Origin of the sequence: Natronosalvus halobius, from assembly GCF_024138145.1 — an archaeon.
In the GTDB taxonomy this organism is placed as follows: domain Archaea; phylum Halobacteriota; class Halobacteria; order Halobacteriales; family Natrialbaceae; genus Natronosalvus; species Natronosalvus halobius.
Genome location: NZ_CP099997.1, coordinates 3,235,015 through 3,253,602, shown reverse-complemented (window position 1 = coordinate 3,253,602; position 18,588 = coordinate 3,235,015). Strand labels below are relative to the sequence as shown.

8 protein-coding genes are annotated in these 18,588 nt (G+C 57.7%); 4 read left to right on the top strand and 4 right to left on the bottom strand.

What is annotated here, in order from left to right; genetic code table 11:
• The first annotated feature begins 11 nt into the window (after window positions 1-11).
• Window positions 12-1,361 carry a phosphoglucosamine mutase gene (glmM, locus tag NGM15_RS15720; RefSeq protein ID WP_253432972.1) on the top strand — a complete coding sequence of 450 codons (1,350 nt, stop codon included), beginning with the start codon at window positions 12-14 and terminating at the stop codon, window positions 1,359-1,361.
• 16 nt (window positions 1,362-1,377) lie between these two features.
• On the opposite strand, the gene NGM15_RS15715 is transcribed toward glmM, so the two are convergent.
• Together NGM15_RS15715 and NGM15_RS15710 are read right to left on the bottom strand one after the other, a co-directional pair.
• Window positions 1,378-2,127 carry an SDR family NAD(P)-dependent oxidoreductase gene (locus NGM15_RS15715; RefSeq protein ID WP_253432969.1) on the bottom strand — a complete coding sequence of 250 codons (750 nt, stop codon included), beginning with the start codon at window positions 2,125-2,127 and terminating at the stop codon, window positions 1,378-1,380.
• Entirely contained in the window at window positions 2,124-3,005 is an 882-nt protein-coding gene (locus tag NGM15_RS15710; RefSeq protein ID WP_253432966.1) for a hypothetical protein, read from the bottom strand. The genes NGM15_RS15715 and NGM15_RS15710 overlap by 4 nt, the downstream gene beginning before the upstream one ends.
• Before the next feature lie 83 nt (window positions 3,006-3,088).
• Here NGM15_RS15710 and NGM15_RS15705 point away from each other — a divergent pair, with 83 nt between their 5' ends.
• The gene (locus NGM15_RS15705; RefSeq protein ID WP_253432964.1) at window positions 3,089-3,484 is read left to right on the top strand and encodes a MarR family winged helix-turn-helix transcriptional regulator; all 396 of its coding nucleotides are present in this window, start codon (window positions 3,089-3,091) and stop codon (window positions 3,482-3,484) included.
• Between the two features lie 171 nt (window positions 3,485-3,655).
• Here the strand turns inward: NGM15_RS15705 and aglF are convergent, their stop codons facing one another.
• Together aglF and NGM15_RS15695 are read right to left on the bottom strand one after the other, a co-directional pair.
• A complete protein-coding gene (gene aglF, locus NGM15_RS15700; RefSeq protein ID WP_253432961.1) occupies window positions 3,656-4,387 on the bottom strand; it encodes a UTP--glucose-1-phosphate uridylyltransferase AglF in 732 nt (243 codons plus the stop codon).
• A 131-nt stretch (window positions 4,388-4,518) separates the two neighbouring features.
• Window positions 4,519-5,646 carry an ATP-binding response regulator gene (locus NGM15_RS15695; protein ID WP_253432959.1) on the bottom strand — a complete coding sequence of 376 codons (1,128 nt, stop codon included), beginning with the start codon at window positions 5,644-5,646 and terminating at the stop codon, window positions 4,519-4,521.
• Window positions 5,647-5,821: 175 nt separating this feature from the next.
• Between NGM15_RS15695 and NGM15_RS15690 the strand changes: the two genes are divergently transcribed.
• On the top strand, window positions 5,822-6,631 hold the full coding sequence (locus NGM15_RS15690; RefSeq protein ID WP_253432957.1) for a winged helix-turn-helix transcriptional regulator: 810 nt from the start codon (window positions 5,822-5,824) through the stop codon (window positions 6,629-6,631).
• A gap of 199 nt (window positions 6,632-6,830) precedes the next feature.
• On the top strand, window positions 6,831-18,473 hold the full coding sequence (locus tag NGM15_RS15685) for a right-handed parallel beta-helix repeat-containing protein (protein ID WP_253432954.1): 11,643 nt from the start codon (window positions 6,831-6,833) through the stop codon (window positions 18,471-18,473).
• Window positions 18,474-18,588 lie beyond the last annotated feature (115 nt).

The following is an 18,588-nucleotide window of genomic DNA, read 5'->3' as shown; positions in this document are numbered from 1 at the left end:
GAGTGTCTGGCATGACATTTGGTCGAATGGGTGCTCGAGGGATTGCCAATAAGGAGATCTCGCCAGAGTTCATCATGCGTATCAGTAAGGCTACAGCAGCGTATTTAGATACTAACCACATTGCAGTCGGCCGCGATACTCGATTAACAGGAGAGATGCTTGCAGACGCAGCTGTAGTTGGTCTGAGAAGTTCTGGGGTGAACGTCACCCGGCTCGGTGTGGTACCCACCCCTTCTATTCAACGATTTGCCGAAGTGAATACAACCCCGGCGCTACAGATTACGGCATCCCATAATCCGCCAGAGTATAATGGGATAAAACTGATTGGTCCTCGTGGAATGGTTCTTGAACGAAATTCAGTGAAAGCAGTTAGAGAGATGATGGGATCAGATGAGTTATCAGTTCCTGAATGGAATGAGATCGGCCAGGTCTACCGAGTCAAAGATGCAAATACTGAATATATAGAGAGTGTTATTTCAGAAATAGATAGTTCGGTTATAGAGAATCAACGTCCATTAGTGGTCCTTGACGCCGGCCATGGCGCAGGTGCATTAACATCACCAACTCTACTCCAAATGCTGGGTTGTAAGGTTATAACACTCAATACGCACCCTGATGGGAACTTCCCGGGACGGAATCCGGAACCGACCGAAGAGGGCCTTAGTGATTTAATACGAACAGTTCCTGCCATTGGCGCTGACCTGGGAATTGCCCATGATGGTGATGCGGATAGAGTGATTTTCGTGGACGAGAACGGGGATTTCATAGAAGGGGATACGGCACTTGCAGCACTTGCTGACGCTGAGCTCTCTCCAGGTGACACTGTTGTAACTGCATTTAATACCTCACAGAGACTAGCGGATGTCGTCAGGAAGAATGATGCCTCAATTGAATACACACCAATTGGCAATAGCTACATCTTGAGTCGCGTAAAGGCTATTCAAAACGAGGGAGAATCAGTTTCAATAGCAGGTGAAGGGAATGGTGGGATAATTTATCCGAATCACCGTCTGAACCGCGACGGTGGCTATGTGGCGGCAAAATTCCTTCAGTTGATAGCCGGGCGTTCAGCCAGTACGGTCGTTGCTCCGTACGATGGTTATTATCTGCGACGGAAGAACATTCCATACGATACTACAGCAGACCGTGATAAAATTCTTTCACGTGCGTCGACATGGGCAGAAACGGCTGATGGACCGGTTACGACGATGGATGGCTACCGTGTAGACCTCGATGATGGGTGGATTCTTGTTCGGCCAAGTGGTACAGAACCGTTTGTGCGAGTCTATGCTGAAGCAACTTCTGTGAAAGAGGCGTCTGAGCGAGCAGAGCGCGTTCGCACAATAATTGCTACCACCTAGTGGGAGGGGTTAGTCGTCACACCAGACTACGACCGCCATCAACTCTGAGATAACTGCCAGTAACATATTCCGCCGTATCCGACGCTAGAAATGCGACAATATCGGCAACCTCCTCTGGCTTGCCCATCCGGTTCCATGGAGTTTTGGCATTGACCTCTTCGCGTAACTCATCGGATTCCATTATTTCCCTGTTCATTGGAGTTTGGATAGCACCAGGTGCTACTGCGTTCACGTTAATACCGTATTCTGCCAGTTCGAGCGCAATCTCTTGTGTCAACATCCATGCACCGGCTTTTGATGCGTCGTAGTGATTCTTCTCTTTTCTTGGAATATCCTGGTGTATACTAGTGATATTTACAACATTTCCTTCGATACCGTTGTCAATCATCGTAGATGCCACCTGCTGAGTAAGAAGAAACACACCTTTCAAATTGGTATCCAATACCTGATCCCACTCGCTCTCTTTCAGGTCCAAAAATGGTGCAATCGTCTGGACACCAGCATTGTTAACAAGAACATCGATACGGCCGAAAGTGTCAATAACCCTCGATACCAGCTTCTCAACCTCTGACTTAGAAGAGACATCTGCGACTACTGGCATGGTTTCGATAGCGGAGTTGTCGATTCGCTCAGCCACTATTTGTGCTTTATCCGTATCGACATCGTTTACGACTACCGTGTATCCTTCGCTGGAGAGTTTTTCAGCGATTGCCGCACCGATTCCCTGTCCCGCTCCAGTCACAAGTGCTACCTTCTGATCAATCATGCGTGGAGTTCAGCCGTGTTAATTCTATTACCAGACAAAGATTTAACCCAGTTTTCACATCCTTTCTGGTCTACCCATCTACGGAATGCCAATACTGCTTCGCCAGTATATTCTTCATCATTTTCATAGATCTCTTCTAAGGTAGTCGCGTTCTCCCATAAATTGATAAATATTCGGTCAAACAGGTCTTCCATGTATCTGTATTCTTCAGTTTCCTCGGCCGACAATAAAACAGTTGGGTTAGTATGCCCTTTGAGGTGTGTGCCACGTATTTCATCGTACTGATAAGTATACCAGCCACAGTTGATAAGATCGTTATCAAATTTCCTTGCTCGTAAGCCCGCTGGTTGTCTGTAGAATCGAATTTCCATATTTTGATAGCCATTTAAATCAGAATGGAGACTTTTTACCTGGTTGAGTATCTTATCTGGCTGGTTCTTTGGAATCGTGCTATCTGGGTGTTTCAGTAGCAATTTGATTTCTGCGCCTTCGCGGACAGCATCTTCGATGATAGAATCGACCGTTGACGAGCTGTACTCAATCATTTTCACCTCATTTGGTCTGTAAGACGCTATATAATCAGAGAGTGTCCGTTTGAGATTTGATTTGCTCCCCTGGCCCTGGCCAGGAATAATAGAGACGTCGTTTCGAATCTGGTCCGTTGCTCTCGTGAGTTCCGTAGCCATTCCTTCCAAAAACAACAGAATGAAAATACAAATGAGGAGGATGTTCTGCTCAATAGTGAAATTAATATAGGATGCCCTATCTACGAACTGGTAGATAACAAAAAGAAACACCGATCCGAGGACAACCACTAACTCCAATTTTCGGCGGTTTGGCCACAGATACACGCGCGCCCTATCAGCGATCTGTCTCATATTGGGTGCTCTTTCGCGAACATATTAATAATCTTTACCTTTATCAGCGGCAAGACTGTGCAACTTGCCCTCATTATAGCGGGTTGATCATCAATAGATCAAATGTTCCTCGGCAGGGTTATGCCACCCAGCAAACTCAATTTGCGCTCATCAACAGCAGCCACCAGCATCCCGACCAGCTCCCCTCGATGTACGAACTCGAGGCGCTCAACCCCAGCGTCAGCGATGCCACCGTCTATAAGCACATCCAGAAGTTGATCGACTCTGGTATCGTTAAAGAGGTCGTGCTCGACGACGATAAGCGCCCACAGGGCTACCCCTGGAAGTTCTATGGACTCACCGACGAGGGCCGTGAATTCCTCGAGGCCCACAACCTCCTCGCGGCCGAAGAGACGCTCCAACGGATCTACGAATCGATCACCGAAAAGCCCGAGAAAATGGTCAAGTACGAGAACGCGCCGCGTCCGGACGAGCCGTAGTTCTACTCTGCAAACGTACGAACGGTACTATCCGGGTGCATACCCGTTGAGCTAATCAAAGGTTTGTGGCTCCTGTCAGAAGTCCTTGAGTATTGGAGCCGCCGTGAATGACAGGACTCTCTCGCTGCTCAAAGAAAGACAGACGAATACCGCACTGAAGAAGGCGAACCCTTAGGCCGTCGGTGTCTCGAGGTCTTCTTCTATGCGTTCCTCGGCTGCGTCACGATCCTCCGGGTAGCCAATGTCGGCTCGCCAGCCGTCGATAGCGATGGCGTCGATGGTCCGCCCGGACTGGATCAACAGGTCGATGGCCTCGCTGATCTCGTACTCGCCGCGATTGCTGGGCTGGACCAGGTGGCAGGCGTGGAAGATCGCCGGCGTGAACGTGTAGAAGCCGGTCATCACCAGATTGGATGGCGGCTCCTCGGGTTTCTCGACGACGTCGGTGATCTCGCCGTACTTGTTCGTATCACAGACGCCATACCGGGAGGCCTCCTCCCAGGGAACCTCCTCGACGAGGAACGCCGCGTCCGCCCGGTCCTCTCGTTGTCGGTTGATGACATCGCTGAGGTTTGCCTGGAAGATGTTGTCCCCGAGGATCAGCATGAAGTCGTCGTCGATGTGCTCCTCGACGGTGAGTAATGCATGAGCCAGCCCTTTCTGTTCGCGTTGGTGCGTATAGGTGGTCGGGACATCCTGGAAATCATCGCCGTAGTGTTCGATGATCTTCTCTTTCTCGTAGCCGACGACAATGATCAACTCGTCGGCCCCAAGGTCGACGACTTGCTTGAGACAGTGAGTCAAAATTGGCTTTCCGGCGACTTCGACCATCCCCTTCGGTTTGTCGTCAGTCAGTGGTCGCAATCGCGTCCCCTTACCCGCGGCCAGAACAACTGCTTGCATGTCATTTAGGATGAATTTCCAGTCACAAATACTTTCTTGCTCGGGTGTGCAATCGGGACAGGTCCTCAGGCCGTGTCGGATCGACATCTGTTCCGGTAACGGAAAGAAGAATATTGGCGAGTAAGGTATTTTTACTGGTTGTTGACGCGTCTGAGTGAAACGGTAATACTGGTTCCACGGGGGTGGTTATCCGCAATCTCGAGGGTGCCGTCGAAGACGTCGAGCAACGTCGTGACCAGATAGAAACCGACGCCGATCCCCGACCGGATATCGGAGTGTGTGGCCGGATCCACGAGCAGCGCCTTTTGAGCGTCGGCGATACCGATACCATCGTCGGCTATTTCCACGGTCACTCGGTCGGCTGTCGCATCGATGGTTACGGTCACTTGCGGCGTTGTCTGCGGTGAGTGCTCGACAGCGTTCGACAGCAGGTGATCGAAGACCGATTCGAGCATCGGTGAGGCGGAAACGATCAGCGGTGTGTCAGCGAGATAGCGTCGTTCGAAGGTGAGGTCCACGTCGTGCTCGTGCTGCAGGCGTTCAATACTCGTCTCGAGGATCGGGAGGAGGTTACAGGGTTCACGTCCCACCTCAGTTGCCGCGAGAACGTCCATCACCTCCGCTGCTGTGTCGGTGAGGTCGACGGCGTGTTCAGCAGCCTTCAAGAGCGACTCGATCGTCTCTTTTTCCGTCGAATCGACCTGCGTTCGGAGCTGATCACCTAAACCGACGATCATGCTCACGTCGTTTCGGATGTCCTGTCGGACGAGCTGGTTCAACAGCGCGAGTCGGTGGTTTCGATCGACGATTGCGCGCTGGGTGTGCATCCGCTCGATAGCGTATCGTACCGTTCGAACGATGAGTTCTCCCGTCGTCGTCCCCTTAGTCAGGTAATCCTGTGCGCCACGCCGGATAGCCTCGATACCAATCTCGTTCTCATTTTGTCCGGTTAAGACGACTACGGGAATACCTGGTGTGGATTCGACCATCCGTTCGACCGTTTCGATACCCCTGCTATCCGGAAGCATCAGGTCGAGTAAAATAACGTCCGGTGGCTCCGTCTGAACCCGCTCGATTCCTTCGCCGAGCCGATCCACGTGATCGAGCGAACTGATTACGAGCGATTCTTCGCTTTCGCTACCACTGCGCCGCGATTGATACTCGTCGATGAGACGCTCGACGAACCGAGCGTCGTCCAGGTTATCCTCGACGAGCAGCAGGTCGATGTCAGCCTGATCGGGTGAGCGAGCGGTTTCCACACGATCACCTCGGCCTGCGGGCCAGAATTCGAGCTATCCACCCGGTCCGAACGGGCCGAATTCCGGAGATAGCAACGGGTGAACGGCGAAGATAGGCGAGCGATGGCATGGGTGTGCGAACGTCAGTGTCAACTGTGTAGCGAACTGTTATATGGTTTCCGTAGAAACGCACCCCATGAATCGGCACGACGTTGGCGGGTCGGTCGATGGGGAACTCGTGCTCGAGGTCCTTTCGCTGCTCTCGAAAAAGTGGCAACCCGTCGTCCTCGTTCACCTTATTCACCGTGGCCCCATGGGGTTCAACGAACTCCTCGAGGCGATTCCCGAGATCTCCGGAAAAGTTCTGACTGAAACCCTCGGCACACTCCGCGAAACCGGTCTAGTTCGACGAAACGTGTTGAGCGAATCACCGCTTCGAGTCGAGTACGAACTGACGGACACAGGTCACGATATGAAGCCGGTCTTCGAGGCGTTGACTATCTGGGGGAACCGACACCTGAAATCAACGGCACCGGCGGTCGTACTCGCCGGTTCCGATCGACGGATCACGGATATGTACGGCGCATGGCTGAGCGATCAGTACAACGTAATCCAGGCGCACACCGATGCTGATTTGCGCGCCCAGCTCGACAGCGATCCCGATATTCTGCTCGTAGATGAAGGACTGCCCGGTGGCACGTTTCGGCGAATCCACGAGACGGCCGACCCACCGTGTCGGACGGTAGTTCTCGTTGGCGATCGACCCGAGGTCAATTTACTCGACACGAACTGTGACGAGATTCTTCGAAAACCGATCGTCCGTAAGACGATGCTCGAGGTGATTCAGCGCCAACTGGAACGGCGTGACGAACCCCCTCGGGAACGCGAACGGGCCGCGCTGGAAAATCGACTATCGTTCTTTCAGTCACTCTATTCCCACGATCAGTTGGCAACAACTGAGGCGTACACACAGGCCCGAAACCGACTCGACGAACTCGAGGAGTGACGGATCCCGTCTCCTGAGACTCGGCTCAAAATATTGAGGGGTGGCTATCCGGTTTTCAGGTTACCTCGCGGTACCTTACTCACTCACCAGGGCGTTAGCGCGAGTATATACATGATGGGTGAGTGTCTCGTTCATGAATCGAAGAACGTCAAGGAATTGTACACGTTATCGATTATTTGCGATTTTGTGCTCGGTGGTAATGGTCAGTTCGGTGTTCGTCCCGTTCGGTGTCGCGGCGGCCCAGACGACCGATTCGCCGTCTTTGACTGATCTGGATCTCGAGGACTGTACCGTGGTTTCGGAGGAGGACAGTATACAGGATGCGATCGACGAGGCCGCTCCTGGAGAGACGATCTGTATCGAGCCCGGGACGTACAACGAGGAACTGGTGATAACGACCGATGACATCGCCCTCGTCGCAGTCGGAGCCGAAGAAACGGCCGTTTCAGCGCCGTATCAGGCCGACAAGGGAATTCACATCGACGGGGCGACGGGAGTCACGATTCAGAACCTCACCGTCGAATACTTCGACGAGTACGGTGTTCTTCTCGAGAACGCTCATGAAACGCACCTGAAAAACGTCTCCATCGCAGACAACGGCGACGAGGGATTCGCCATTTACGATTCGGATGACGTCCGCCTCTCGGAAAGTGAGATCACTAAACACACCGACTGGAACGGCGAATCGACGCTAACGATCTCGAACGCTTCGAACGTGGAGTTGCTGAACAATACGATCACCGGCAATGGACACGACATCAACGTCTCTCACGCCGATGGACTGCTCGTGACGGGCAACGAGATCAGCGACAATACGAACGGAGACGGAACACGCTTCGTGGTTTCAGATTCGCTCGGCGTTACCATCTCGGACAACGACTTTAGCAATCAACGCGGCGGGATCGTCCTCGAGAACGCAGACGACGCCGTCGTGGTGAACAACCAGATCGCCAACGTCGACGAGTACGGGATCTACGTTCAGTCGACGAATGGCGCGCTCGTCGAGAATAATACCGTTACCGGTAGCGGAGCAGGAATCGACTTCCTCCTCGAGTCGTCAACAAACCTCACGCTCACGGAGAACACGTTCGATTCGGGCGTCGTTTTCGACGGAACCGATCTCGCCCACTTCGATCACTCGGTTACGAACAACGCAGTTGGTGACGGATCGCTCTATTACGTCTCGGGGGCCGCCGATCCGGCTATACCTGAAGATGCCGCTCAGGCCATTATCGTCGACTCGAGCGACGTCTCGATCACGGGCGGCTCGTTCAACGACGTCCCCGTTGGCCTGCAGGTCGCGTTCAGTGACGGGGCGCAGATTACGGACCTCGAGACGACGAATACCCACCATATCGGGCTGTACATCGTCGGCTCTGACGGGGCGCTGGTCGAAAACGTCACGGCGACTGACAGCGCGTCCATAGGGATCCAGATTGCCGAATCGGCGGGAGCAATGCTTACGCGAAACACCGTCTCCAATAATGGAGACGCCGGGATTCACCTCGCACGAGACGATGAGAGCACCGTCGAGAACAATACAGCGACGAACAACGGTGACGGCGTTCGAGTGGTCGATTCAGACGGGACGCTCCTCACGAACACCGACGCGACCGGAAACGATCGACACGGCATCTTCATTTCGAACGGGCTCGACGTGACGGCCTCGACCAATAACGGGGCGAATAACGGGGACGATGGCATCCACGTTTCGGCGTCAAACGGCGTTTCGGTCGTCGAGAACGGACTCAGTGAAAACGGTCATAGCGGTGTCGGTGTATCCGATTCAGTGGGGACCGTCGTCGACAAAAATACCGTATCGAATAACGACGAAACCGGCGTTACGGTCACCAACGCTATCGGCGGGGTGGTGACGAACACCGTCACGACCGGCAGCGAGTACGGCATTCACGTCCTCGGTGCGGATGGGACCAACGTCAGTCACAACGACGTCGCCGACAACACCGAGGGGATCGTCGTCGAGGACTCGAGTTCCGTCGCCGTCGACGGGAACGTGGTGTGGGAGAACGCCGGCGTTCTTTCGGAGGGGACGGGAATCATCGTCCTCGAGTCCGCGGATACGAGGGTAACGAACAACAGCGCGATGAACAACGATTTCGCGGCGATCATCGTCGACCAGTCCGACGGGACGACCGTCGAAAACACCACGGCCTCCGGTCACGAAGCCGATCTGATCCTCAAAGAGTCGACGAACGCGAGCGTGCTCGACAACACACTCGAGACGGGGCTCTTCCTCGATGGCGACGTCCTCGATCACTTTGAACACGAGGTCGATGAAAACTCCGTCGGCGGTAAGGAATTGTTCTACACGAGCGGCGCCGACGCACCAACGGTTCCCGATGGCGTCGGACAGGTGTTTGTCGTCGATTCGACGAACGTCAACGTCTCGGGTCACGAACTCGATGGCGTTGCAACGGGCATCCAGGTTGCGTTCAGCAACGGTGCAGAGATTTCGAACAACACGGTCACCAACAGTACGTTGACCACCCAGCAGAGTGATAGCCAGGCGTATCTGGTGACCCAGCCCGGCGGGGTCACCGTTCGCGGCTCGGATAATGCGTTCCTGCGAGGCAATACGCTCACAGAAAACGCCTACCACGGTATTCGACTCGCCGATTCCAGCGATGTCGAAATCGAATCCAACACCGCATCGGACAATCGACACGGGATCAGCATCGTCGACACCGAACGGGCGCTGCTCGAGACGAACACCGTCCTCGACCACGACGATTCGAACCTGGGTGTCGGTATTTACGTTCGCTCCTCGAGCGCCCCCGAACTGCGTGCTAACGAGCTCCAGGGCAACCGCCACGGTATCGAGCTGTTCGGTACATTTGATGGATTCATCGAGGGGAACAACGCGACAGGGAATAGCGACGGAATCGTCGTCCACGAATCCGATCAGACCCACATCGTTGGGAACGCGGTGACGAATACCGACACCTACGGAATTCGTGTCGGGTCCGACTCCGATGAAGCGGTTATCGAACAAAACGACGTCAACAACAGCGGATGGGGAGGGATTTACCTCTCCGGGACCTCCCACGACGCGATTATCCGGGACAATATCGTCACGAACACCGACGACGGTTCCACTCTCGGTACGGCCGGGATTCAGGTCGGATACCAGGGCGGCTCCTGGAGCGAGCAGCCGCGGCGTGCAATGATCGAGAACAACACCGTGACCCACAGCACGGAACACAACATCTTCGTGATAAATGCACAGGACGTGAGCGTCGCCAACAACACTGTCAGCGGATCGGGTGGTGACGGGATTCGTGTCTCGAGAACCGTACGCATAAATTATCTCCTGGACATCGTCGTCCGGGAGAATACGATCGACGACAGCGGCCAGCACGGCATCTCCGTGACGCGGGCCCCGGAGGTTCTGATCAGCCAAAACGAGATCTCAGGCAGTAAAGACGGCGGTGTTCGCGTCTCGAGATCGGAGTACTCCGGGTTCGACGAAGCCCGGGTGCTCTGGAACGAGATCACGGATACCGACGGGTACGGGATCATCATTTCGGAGCAATCGGTGACTCGAGTCGAGCACAACTACGCCGCCGGAAACCGGGCCGATCTGCTGCTGAACGAGGCACCCAACAGCCGTGTACTATCCAACGAGTTCCAGAGGGGTGTGCTCATCGACGGTGAGGACAGTGAATACTACGCACACAATTTCACCGCCACTACGGTAAACGGAGGGCACATCACGACCGTAGCCGGTGATAACGCGACTATCGACGCCGAGGCGACCCAGCTCATCTTCGTCGAGACTGACGGCCTGGAGGTTACAGGCGACGACGTCAGCGAGAACCTCACGTCGATGCAAGTCGCGCTGGCCGACAACGTCTCGCTAACCGACCTGGAGGTTTCGGACGGGCTTGGCGTTCACGCAACACGCTCGAGTAACGTCACCGTCGACGGCGTCACCGTTTCGAACGCCAGCTACGGTGGAGTCACCTTCGACCAGGCCGATTCGAGCTCGATCGCCAACAGTACGCTCACGGCCAACCGCGATCACGGACTCATTCTCGAGGACTCGGCCAATGCCGTCGTGGACAGGAACACGATTTCGAACAACGCCGGGGCCGGAATCTACGGGCTCATCCACGAGGACGCCGACGAAACCGAGATCACGGCTAACACGGTCGACGCGAATCGCGTCGGGATCGAACTCGAGGGGCTGAAGGACGGGTACGGAATTGCGTACATCCGAGACGTGACCGCTCACGACAACGCCGTCACGAACAACGACGTCGGGATATACGCCCACTACCGGGTCGACAACGTCGACGTTCGGTTCAACGACATTGTGGATAACGCCGAGGGCATTGTCTACGACCTCAGTCACCCCTCCTGGCCGATGGACGCCCGACACACCTGGTGGGGCGAGACGAGCGGACCGAGCGGCGACGTCGAGGATCCGGACACCGGGCGACTAGCGGATGGAACCGGTGACTCGATCGATCAGAACGTCCTGTTCGATCCGTGGAGCGAACTGCCCCCGGGACCGACGTTCGAAGTGGGAATCGAGAGCACGAACGCTCCCGTAATCGCCGGCGAGGTACTGACGGTCACCGTCACCGTCGAAAACCTCGACGACGAAGCGGACACCCAGACGATCGAACTGGTCGACTTCAACGACACCGTCGTAGACGCCGTCGAGGATCTGACCCTCGAGGGTGGGGAGACCGAGTCGGTAAGCCTGTCGTGGCAGACGGCAGCCGACACGATCGGAACCGACGAGATCGCCGTTCGGAGTGCGAGTCACTCGGTTGTGGAGACGGTCGAAATCGAGCAGCCACCCGAAGAAGCGTTCTTCGACGTGTCGATCGATGGGACCAACGCGCCTGTGAACGCGGGCGAGGACCTCGAGGTCACCGTCACGATCGAGAACACGGGCGACGAGGCCGGCACCCAGACGATCGAGCTCGAGGGCTTCGACGGGACGGTCGTCGACTCCCAGGAGCTGACGCTTGGCGGCGGAGAGACTGAAACGGTCGCGCTCACGTGGGCGACCGACGAAGCCGACCACGGCCAGGGCGAGGTGACCGTTCGAAGCGCGGACGACGCGGCCACTGATCGGGTGACGCTGCTCTCTGATCAGGTGATTGAAATAGAGACCTGTACGGTGCTCGACGCCGCCGGAAACTACGTGCTGACCGACGACCTCGCGGGTGGCGCAACTTGCCTCGAGATCACTGCAGACGACGTCGTTCTCGACGGAATGGGGTACGCCATCCAGGGCGGGAGCCTCGACGACGGAACCCAGTACGGGATCGCCGTCACCGGGGCCGACCGCGTCACGGTCCGCAACGTGACGGTCTCCGGTTGGGATGTCGGCCTGTACTACAACGAGGCCACCAACGGGACTGTCACGGACGTCGTCACCGAGCACAACGGCGCTGGGTTCAACCTCCGTTCAGCAAATGACAACGACGTCTCGAACCTTACGATCCGGTACAACGACAATCGTGGACTCCAGGTTGGCTGGGCTGGCGGGCCGAGTCACGGCAACGCGTTCACGGACGTTCACGCCTACGGCAACGAAGACGAACTGAGCGGGTTGTCCAGTCCTGGTGCCGTGAGCGTCCAATCGGGCTCTACCGGGAACTCGTTCGTGGGACTAAATTCCTCAATGAACCAGGCCGGTGTCCTCACGTTCGGGTCGTCGAATACGTTCACCGACGTTGTCGCCAACGACAACACGATGTACGGGCTGAACCTCGAGAGCAACCAGGGCAACGCCTTCGAGAACGTCAGCGTCGCCAGGAACGGCTGGAACGGCATCATCGTCGACGACAGTAACGGTAACCAGCTGACGAACGTTACCGCCGTCGAGAACGATGGCGCTGGGATCCTCCTCATAGGCGACACCCGGTGGAACACGCCGGTAACCGGGAACGTCTTCCACTCGGTGACCGCCGCCGACAACGACGGCAGCGGGGTGCAACTAAGCGTCGCCGACAACAGCGAGTTCCACGGCCTCGAGTTGCACAACAACAGCGGCAGTTCACTCAACCTCGCCAGCCGATCGAGCGAGAACACGTTCACCGACGTCGTGATCACCGACAGCGGCTGGCACGGCTTCGTCGCTGGATCGGACAGTCACAACAACACCGTCACCGACCTCTCGGTGTCGAACAGCGAGGCCGCAGGAATCGCCTTCTCGTGGGGTGCCTCGGGGAATAAGATCATTGATGCAACGGTCACCGAGAGCGCCTCCGGGTTCCAGTCGTTCCAGGGCGCGACGAACAACCCTGTCTCGAACCTCGAACTGGACGGTGTCACCCTCTCGTTCGAGGCACAGGACGTCCAAATTGACGTCGCCGACGAACCGAACACTCTACCGGCGGACGTCTACTCACTCGAGAGATACGTCAACGTCAGCCCGACGGGCGAGGAACCACACGTAGACACCTTGTTCGCCCACTACGACGCGGCCGACCTGACCGGTATCGACGACACGACACTTGACCTCTGGCGGCTGAACGACACCTGGTCGCCACCAGGTGACGAATCGTACGATTCGGGAGTGAACACATCCGAAAAGTACGTCTATGCCACGAATGTCGACGAGTTTGGCACCTTCGGCGTGTTCAGTGAGGAACCGAACGCTATTCCGGACGTGATCGACGCTACGCTAGACACCGACGAACTCGTCGAAGGCGAGTCCACCAAGATCACGGCGACCGTCGAAAACGCGGGGACCGTCGACGGTGATGTCACCGTTGCACTCGAGGTCGACGGCGACGTCGTAGCTACGGAGACGGTCTGGCTCGAGGCGGGCAACACCGACCAGGTCGCGTTCACACACGTGTTCGCCACCGCGGGGACGTTCGACGTGAGCGTGAGCGGGACCCACGCGGGCGACCTAACCGTCCTCGAGGACGCGGACATCGTCGTCTACGGCGGCTCCGTGAGTCATGCCGACGTAGCCATCGACGACGTCGTGACGATTACTGGTGATCTCTACAACACCGGCGACGTCGAGGGCGACGTCACCGTCGTGATGACGATCAGCGGCGACCACGTCGACGAGGAGATGAGCCAGACGGTCACGGTCGAACCCGGTCTCGAACGAGATGGCGTCGAGTTCTCGTGGACGCCGACCGAAGATACGCTTCCCGGGGGTGTCGACAGCGACGAGGTCACGATTATGCTCAACAGTCTCGTCGTCGACACCGTCTCACTCGAGCATCAGTACTCGGACATTCAGGTGATCGCCGCCTCCTCAACGGACGACGAAGTCGTCGGCGGCAAGGCGTTCTCCGTCACTGGAAGCATCTATCAGAACGGCACAATCGAGGGACCCGAAGCGATCACGTTAACCGCCACCCCGACAGATGGCGGCGACTCGATCGAACTCGGGAGCCAGGCGGTGACGCTCCAGCCGGGCTGGTACCACCTCGGCGGGCTCAACATCACCGCCTCGTTCGAACCGGACGACGCCGGTTCCTACGACCTCAAACTCGGCGACAGAAACGCCGGAACGATCGAAGTCGAACCCGCGAAATCGGACATTCAGGTGATCGCTGCCGCCCCCTCCGAGATCGAACTGGTCGAAGGTGAGGTGTTGTACGTCACTGGCAGCATTTACCAGAACGGCACCATCGAGGGGCCTGAAGAGGTTGAACTGACTGCGACGAACACCGAGACCGGCGAGACGACCGTCGTGGGATCTCAGGAGGTAACACTGAATCCAGGCTGGTACCACCTCGGTATGCTCAACGTCACGTACGTCCCCGACGAAGCCGGCACCTTCGACCTCGAACTCGGCGACCACCACGCCGGCACCATCGAGGTTCTTCCCGCCGAATCGGACATCCAGGTCATCGCCGCCGGCGTTTCGGAGGTCGAACTGGTCGAGGGCGAAGACCTCTACGTCACCGGAAGCATCTACCAGAACGGCACTATCGAGGGGCCCCAGGAGATCGAAGTCACCGCCATTGATCAGGAGACCGGCGAGTCTACGGTCCTCGGAACCCAGGTGGAGACACTGAATCCCGGCTGGTACCACCTCGGCGGGCTCAACGTCACGGTCGTCCCAGATCCAGGCACATACGATATCGAACTCGGCGACCACCACGCCGGCACCATCGAGGTTCTTCCCGCAGAATCGGACGTCCAGGTCATCGCCGCCGGCGTTTCGAAGGTCGAACTGGTCGAGGGCGAAGATCTCTACGTCACCGGGAGCATCTACCAGAACGGTACTATCGAGGGGCCTGAAGAGATCGAGGTCACCGCTATTAATCAGGAGACTGGGGAGACGACCATCGTGGGATCCCAGGAGGTGACGCTTCAGCCCGGCTGGTACCACCTCGGCGGGCTCAACGTCACTGTTGTCCCAGATCCGGGCACGTACGAACTCCAACTTGGTGATCGCAACGCCGGAACCATCGAAGTCGAGCCCGGCGAATCAGACATTCAGGTGATTGGCGCTGGCGTCTCAGAGGTGGAGGTCAATGTCGGCGAGGAACTGTCCGTCACTGGCAGCATCTACCAGGCCGGTAATATCGACGGACCACAGGAGATCGAACTGACCGCGACGAACACCGAGACCGGCGAGACGACCGTCGTGGAATCCCAGGAGGTAACCCTCCAGCCCGGTTTCTACCACCTCGGCGCGCTCAACGTTACGTACGTCCCCGACGAAGCCGGTACCTACGACCTCGAACTGGGTGATCGAGAGGTCGCGACCATCGCCGTCAACGAGATCGCCACCGACATTCAGGTGATCGCGTCGTCGCTCTCGGAAGCGGAAGTGATCGAAGGCGAACCAGTCCACGTGACCGGCAGCGTCTACCAGAACGGGAGCGACGAAGCGACGGAAACGATCGAACTCATCGCGATCGACCAGGAAACCGGGGAGGGTGCAGTGGTCGACAGTCAGGAGGTGACGCTCCAGCCCGGTTACTACCACCTCGGCGCGCTCAACCTCACGTACGTCCCCGACGAAGCCGGTACCTACGACCTGGTTCTCGGCGATCGAGACGTCGGGACAGTCGAGGTCGGACCTGCCGTATCGGACGTTCAGGTGATTGCCGCCTCCGCCTCGGAGATCGAACTGGTCGAGGGCGAAGACCTCTACGTCACCGGAAGCGTCTACCAGAACGGCACCATCGAGGGGCCAGAGGAGATCGAACTGACCGCGACGAACACCGAGACCGGCGAAAAGATCGTCGTGGGATCCCAGGAGGTAACACTGAAACCGGGCTGGTACCACCTTGGCGGGTTCAACGTTACGTACATCCCCGACGAACCGGGCGAGTACGACCTCGAACTCGGCGATCGCCACGCCGGCACTATCGAGGTTCTTCCCGCCGAATCGGACATCCAGGTCATCGCTGCCGGCGTTTCGGAGGTCGAACTGGTCGAGGGCGAAGATCTCTACGTCACCGGAAGCGTCTACCAGAACGGCACTATCGAGGGGCCTGAAGAGATTGAACTGACCGCAACGAACACCGAGACCGGCGAAACGGCTGTCGTGGGATCACAGGAAGTGACGCTCCAGCCTGGCTGGTATCACCTTGGCGGACTCAACGTCACGTACGTTCCCGAGGAACCGGGCACGTACGACCTCGAACTCGGCGATCGCCACGCCGGTACCATCGAAGTTCTTCCCGCCGAATCGGACATCCAGGTCATCGCCGCCACCGCCTCCGCGCTCGAGATCGCTGAAGGTCAGGAGTTCTCCGTCACCGGGGGCATCTATCAGAACGGCACCATCGAGGGGCCCGAAACGATCACGTTAACCGCCATCCCGGCCGACGGCGGCGAACCGATCGAACTCGGTAGTCAGGAAGTGACCCTCCAGCCGGGCTGGTACCACCTCGGGGGGCTCAACGTCAGCGCAACCCTCGAGCAGCCGGGAACTTACGACCTCGAGTTGGGTGACCAATCGACTGGCCAACTCGTCGTGACTCAGGCAACCGTCGAACCGACCATCGTCGCCGTTGAAGGTCACTCGAGTGCGAACGACTTCATCTCGGCCGACGACGCCCTCGAGACCGATGGCCCAGTCGTGTACGCGAGCGACGATGCCACTGTCGAGGTGGCCGTCGACGCCGATCATCCGGTCGAGGAGGTGACGGTGCTCATCAGTTCACTCGAGACGACCTACAGCGTCTCGACGGAAGCGAGCCGCCAGGGCGACACCTGGGTTGCGTCGATTCCGTTCGAGCGGCTTCCCGACGATGGCCGCTACGAGCTGTCGGCGTTCGCCGCCGACGACCGCGACAACGGTGGGATGGATCAGGCTGAGAAAACGCTGGTTATCGACCGGCAGTCGCCGTCGCTCGCGGTCAGCATCGAGGACGTCGACCACGAGGATGCAACGATCGTCATCGAGAGCGACGAACCACTTGCGGAGCTACCCACGGTGGACGTCAGCTTCGACGGCACAACGGGGCAGACAACCGCGGCGACCGCTCCGACGGTCACCGATCTCGAGGCGGATCCCTCGAACACCACATTCACAGGTACACTCACGTTCGACGATTCCGGGGAATACGCCGTCGACGTGACGGGCGTCGATCGCGCCGGCAACGAGGGCGACGACAGTGCTTCCGCCGTCGTCCACACCGGGTTCGTCCTGGACGATGGCGTCATCGAAATCGAGGCAACTGGTACGACCATCGCGTTCGAACTCGCCGACGACGCTGATGAGGCCTTACAGACGCAGGAACTGTTCCTCGCGCTCTCGGAAACGGCCGTGAATGCGAATCTCGACGACGACGCTATCGGCGTCACCTTCCTGACAGCCGACCTCGATGACTTCCTCGATTACCACCTCGAGACGGGAACCATCGAGGGCGCAACCATCACGACGCCGATCGACGAATCGACGTTGCCGGCGGGAACCGACGTGACCGACGTCGGCTTGCACTACTACGACGAGGGCAGCCAGACGTGGGATCCGGTCGCCTCGTCCATCGTCTCCGTCGACGATGAGCCACACCTCACGGCCACCGTGGACGGCTTCTCGACGTACGGCGTGTTGATCGTCGACGAGGACGCGCCGACGCTGACGAGCGTAACGCCCGCTGATGGGGGCGAACTCGCGGCAGGCACCGACGAAACGACCGTTCACTTCACCTACGAGGATGCGCTCTCAGGCGTCGACGTCAACTCGATCAGTCTCGAAGTCGACGGCGTCACCGTGACGACCGACGACCGAACGCAGATCACGTCCACGGAGACCACCCTCGACCTCGAGCTCGAGGATGGCGATTCACACACCGTCGTGCTCACGGTTGCCGATGAGGGTGGAAACGCGGCTCCGTTCGAAACCACGTTCGAAGTCGCGACGCCTGCTGACGACTCCGACGACGATGGCTCGAGCGACGGATCGGACGATAGTTCGGATGATGACTCGAGCGACGATGACTCGAGTGATGACGACTCGAGTGACGATAGCTCGGATGACGACGAGTCGGACAGTGACGATTCAGACGACGGTGACAATTGCACGTGTGATGAAGAGTTACCTGAAGACGAATCCGACGACGGCGATTCGAGTGGTGACGATTCAGACGAGGACGCCTCGAACGAAGACGAATCGAACGAAAACGACTCCGGGGAAGACGACTCCACCGACGACAGCACACCCGACGACAGCACATCCGACGACACCGGATCGGACGACGCCGAATCCGACACCAGTGACGGAGACGGCGACGACCGCTCGGTCGGTGAGGACGAACCGTCCGACGACACGGACGACGACTCCATTCCCGGATTCGGTGTCGGACTCACTCTCGTGGCGCTCCTCTTCGTCGGCCTCCTGGGGCGTCGAGTCGACACCAACCGTCGCTGAGCGGGAGTCTCCGGCCTGCGTTCGGCCGCGGGATTCGTTCACTGATTCTCTCTCGAGTTCGTGTCTCTGACGACGGTGAGCGCGTCCTTCTGCTTCCAGCAGTGTCTAATGGGTC

What these genes read in the sequence shown, in the direction of transcription:
- glmM (WP_253432972.1), top strand. Translation starts at nt 12, where the DNA reads ATGACATTTGGTCGAATGGGTGCTCGAGGGATTGCCAATAAGGAGATC.
- NGM15_RS15715 (WP_253432969.1), bottom strand. Translation starts at nt 2,127, where the DNA reads ATGATTGATCAGAAGGTAGCACTTGTGACTGGAGCGGGACAGGGAATC.
- NGM15_RS15710 (WP_253432966.1), bottom strand. Translation starts at nt 3,005, where the DNA reads ATGAGACAGATCGCTGATAGGGCGCGCGTGTATCTGTGGCCAAACCGC.
- aglF (WP_253432961.1), bottom strand. Translation starts at nt 4,387, where the DNA reads ATGCAAGCAGTTGTTCTGGCCGCGGGTAAGGGGACGCGATTGCGACCA.
- NGM15_RS15690 (WP_253432957.1), top strand. Translation starts at nt 5,822, where the DNA reads ATGAATCGGCACGACGTTGGCGGGTCGGTCGATGGGGAACTCGTGCTC.
- NGM15_RS15685 (WP_253432954.1), top strand. Translation starts at nt 6,831, where the DNA reads ATGGTCAGTTCGGTGTTCGTCCCGTTCGGTGTCGCGGCGGCCCAGACG.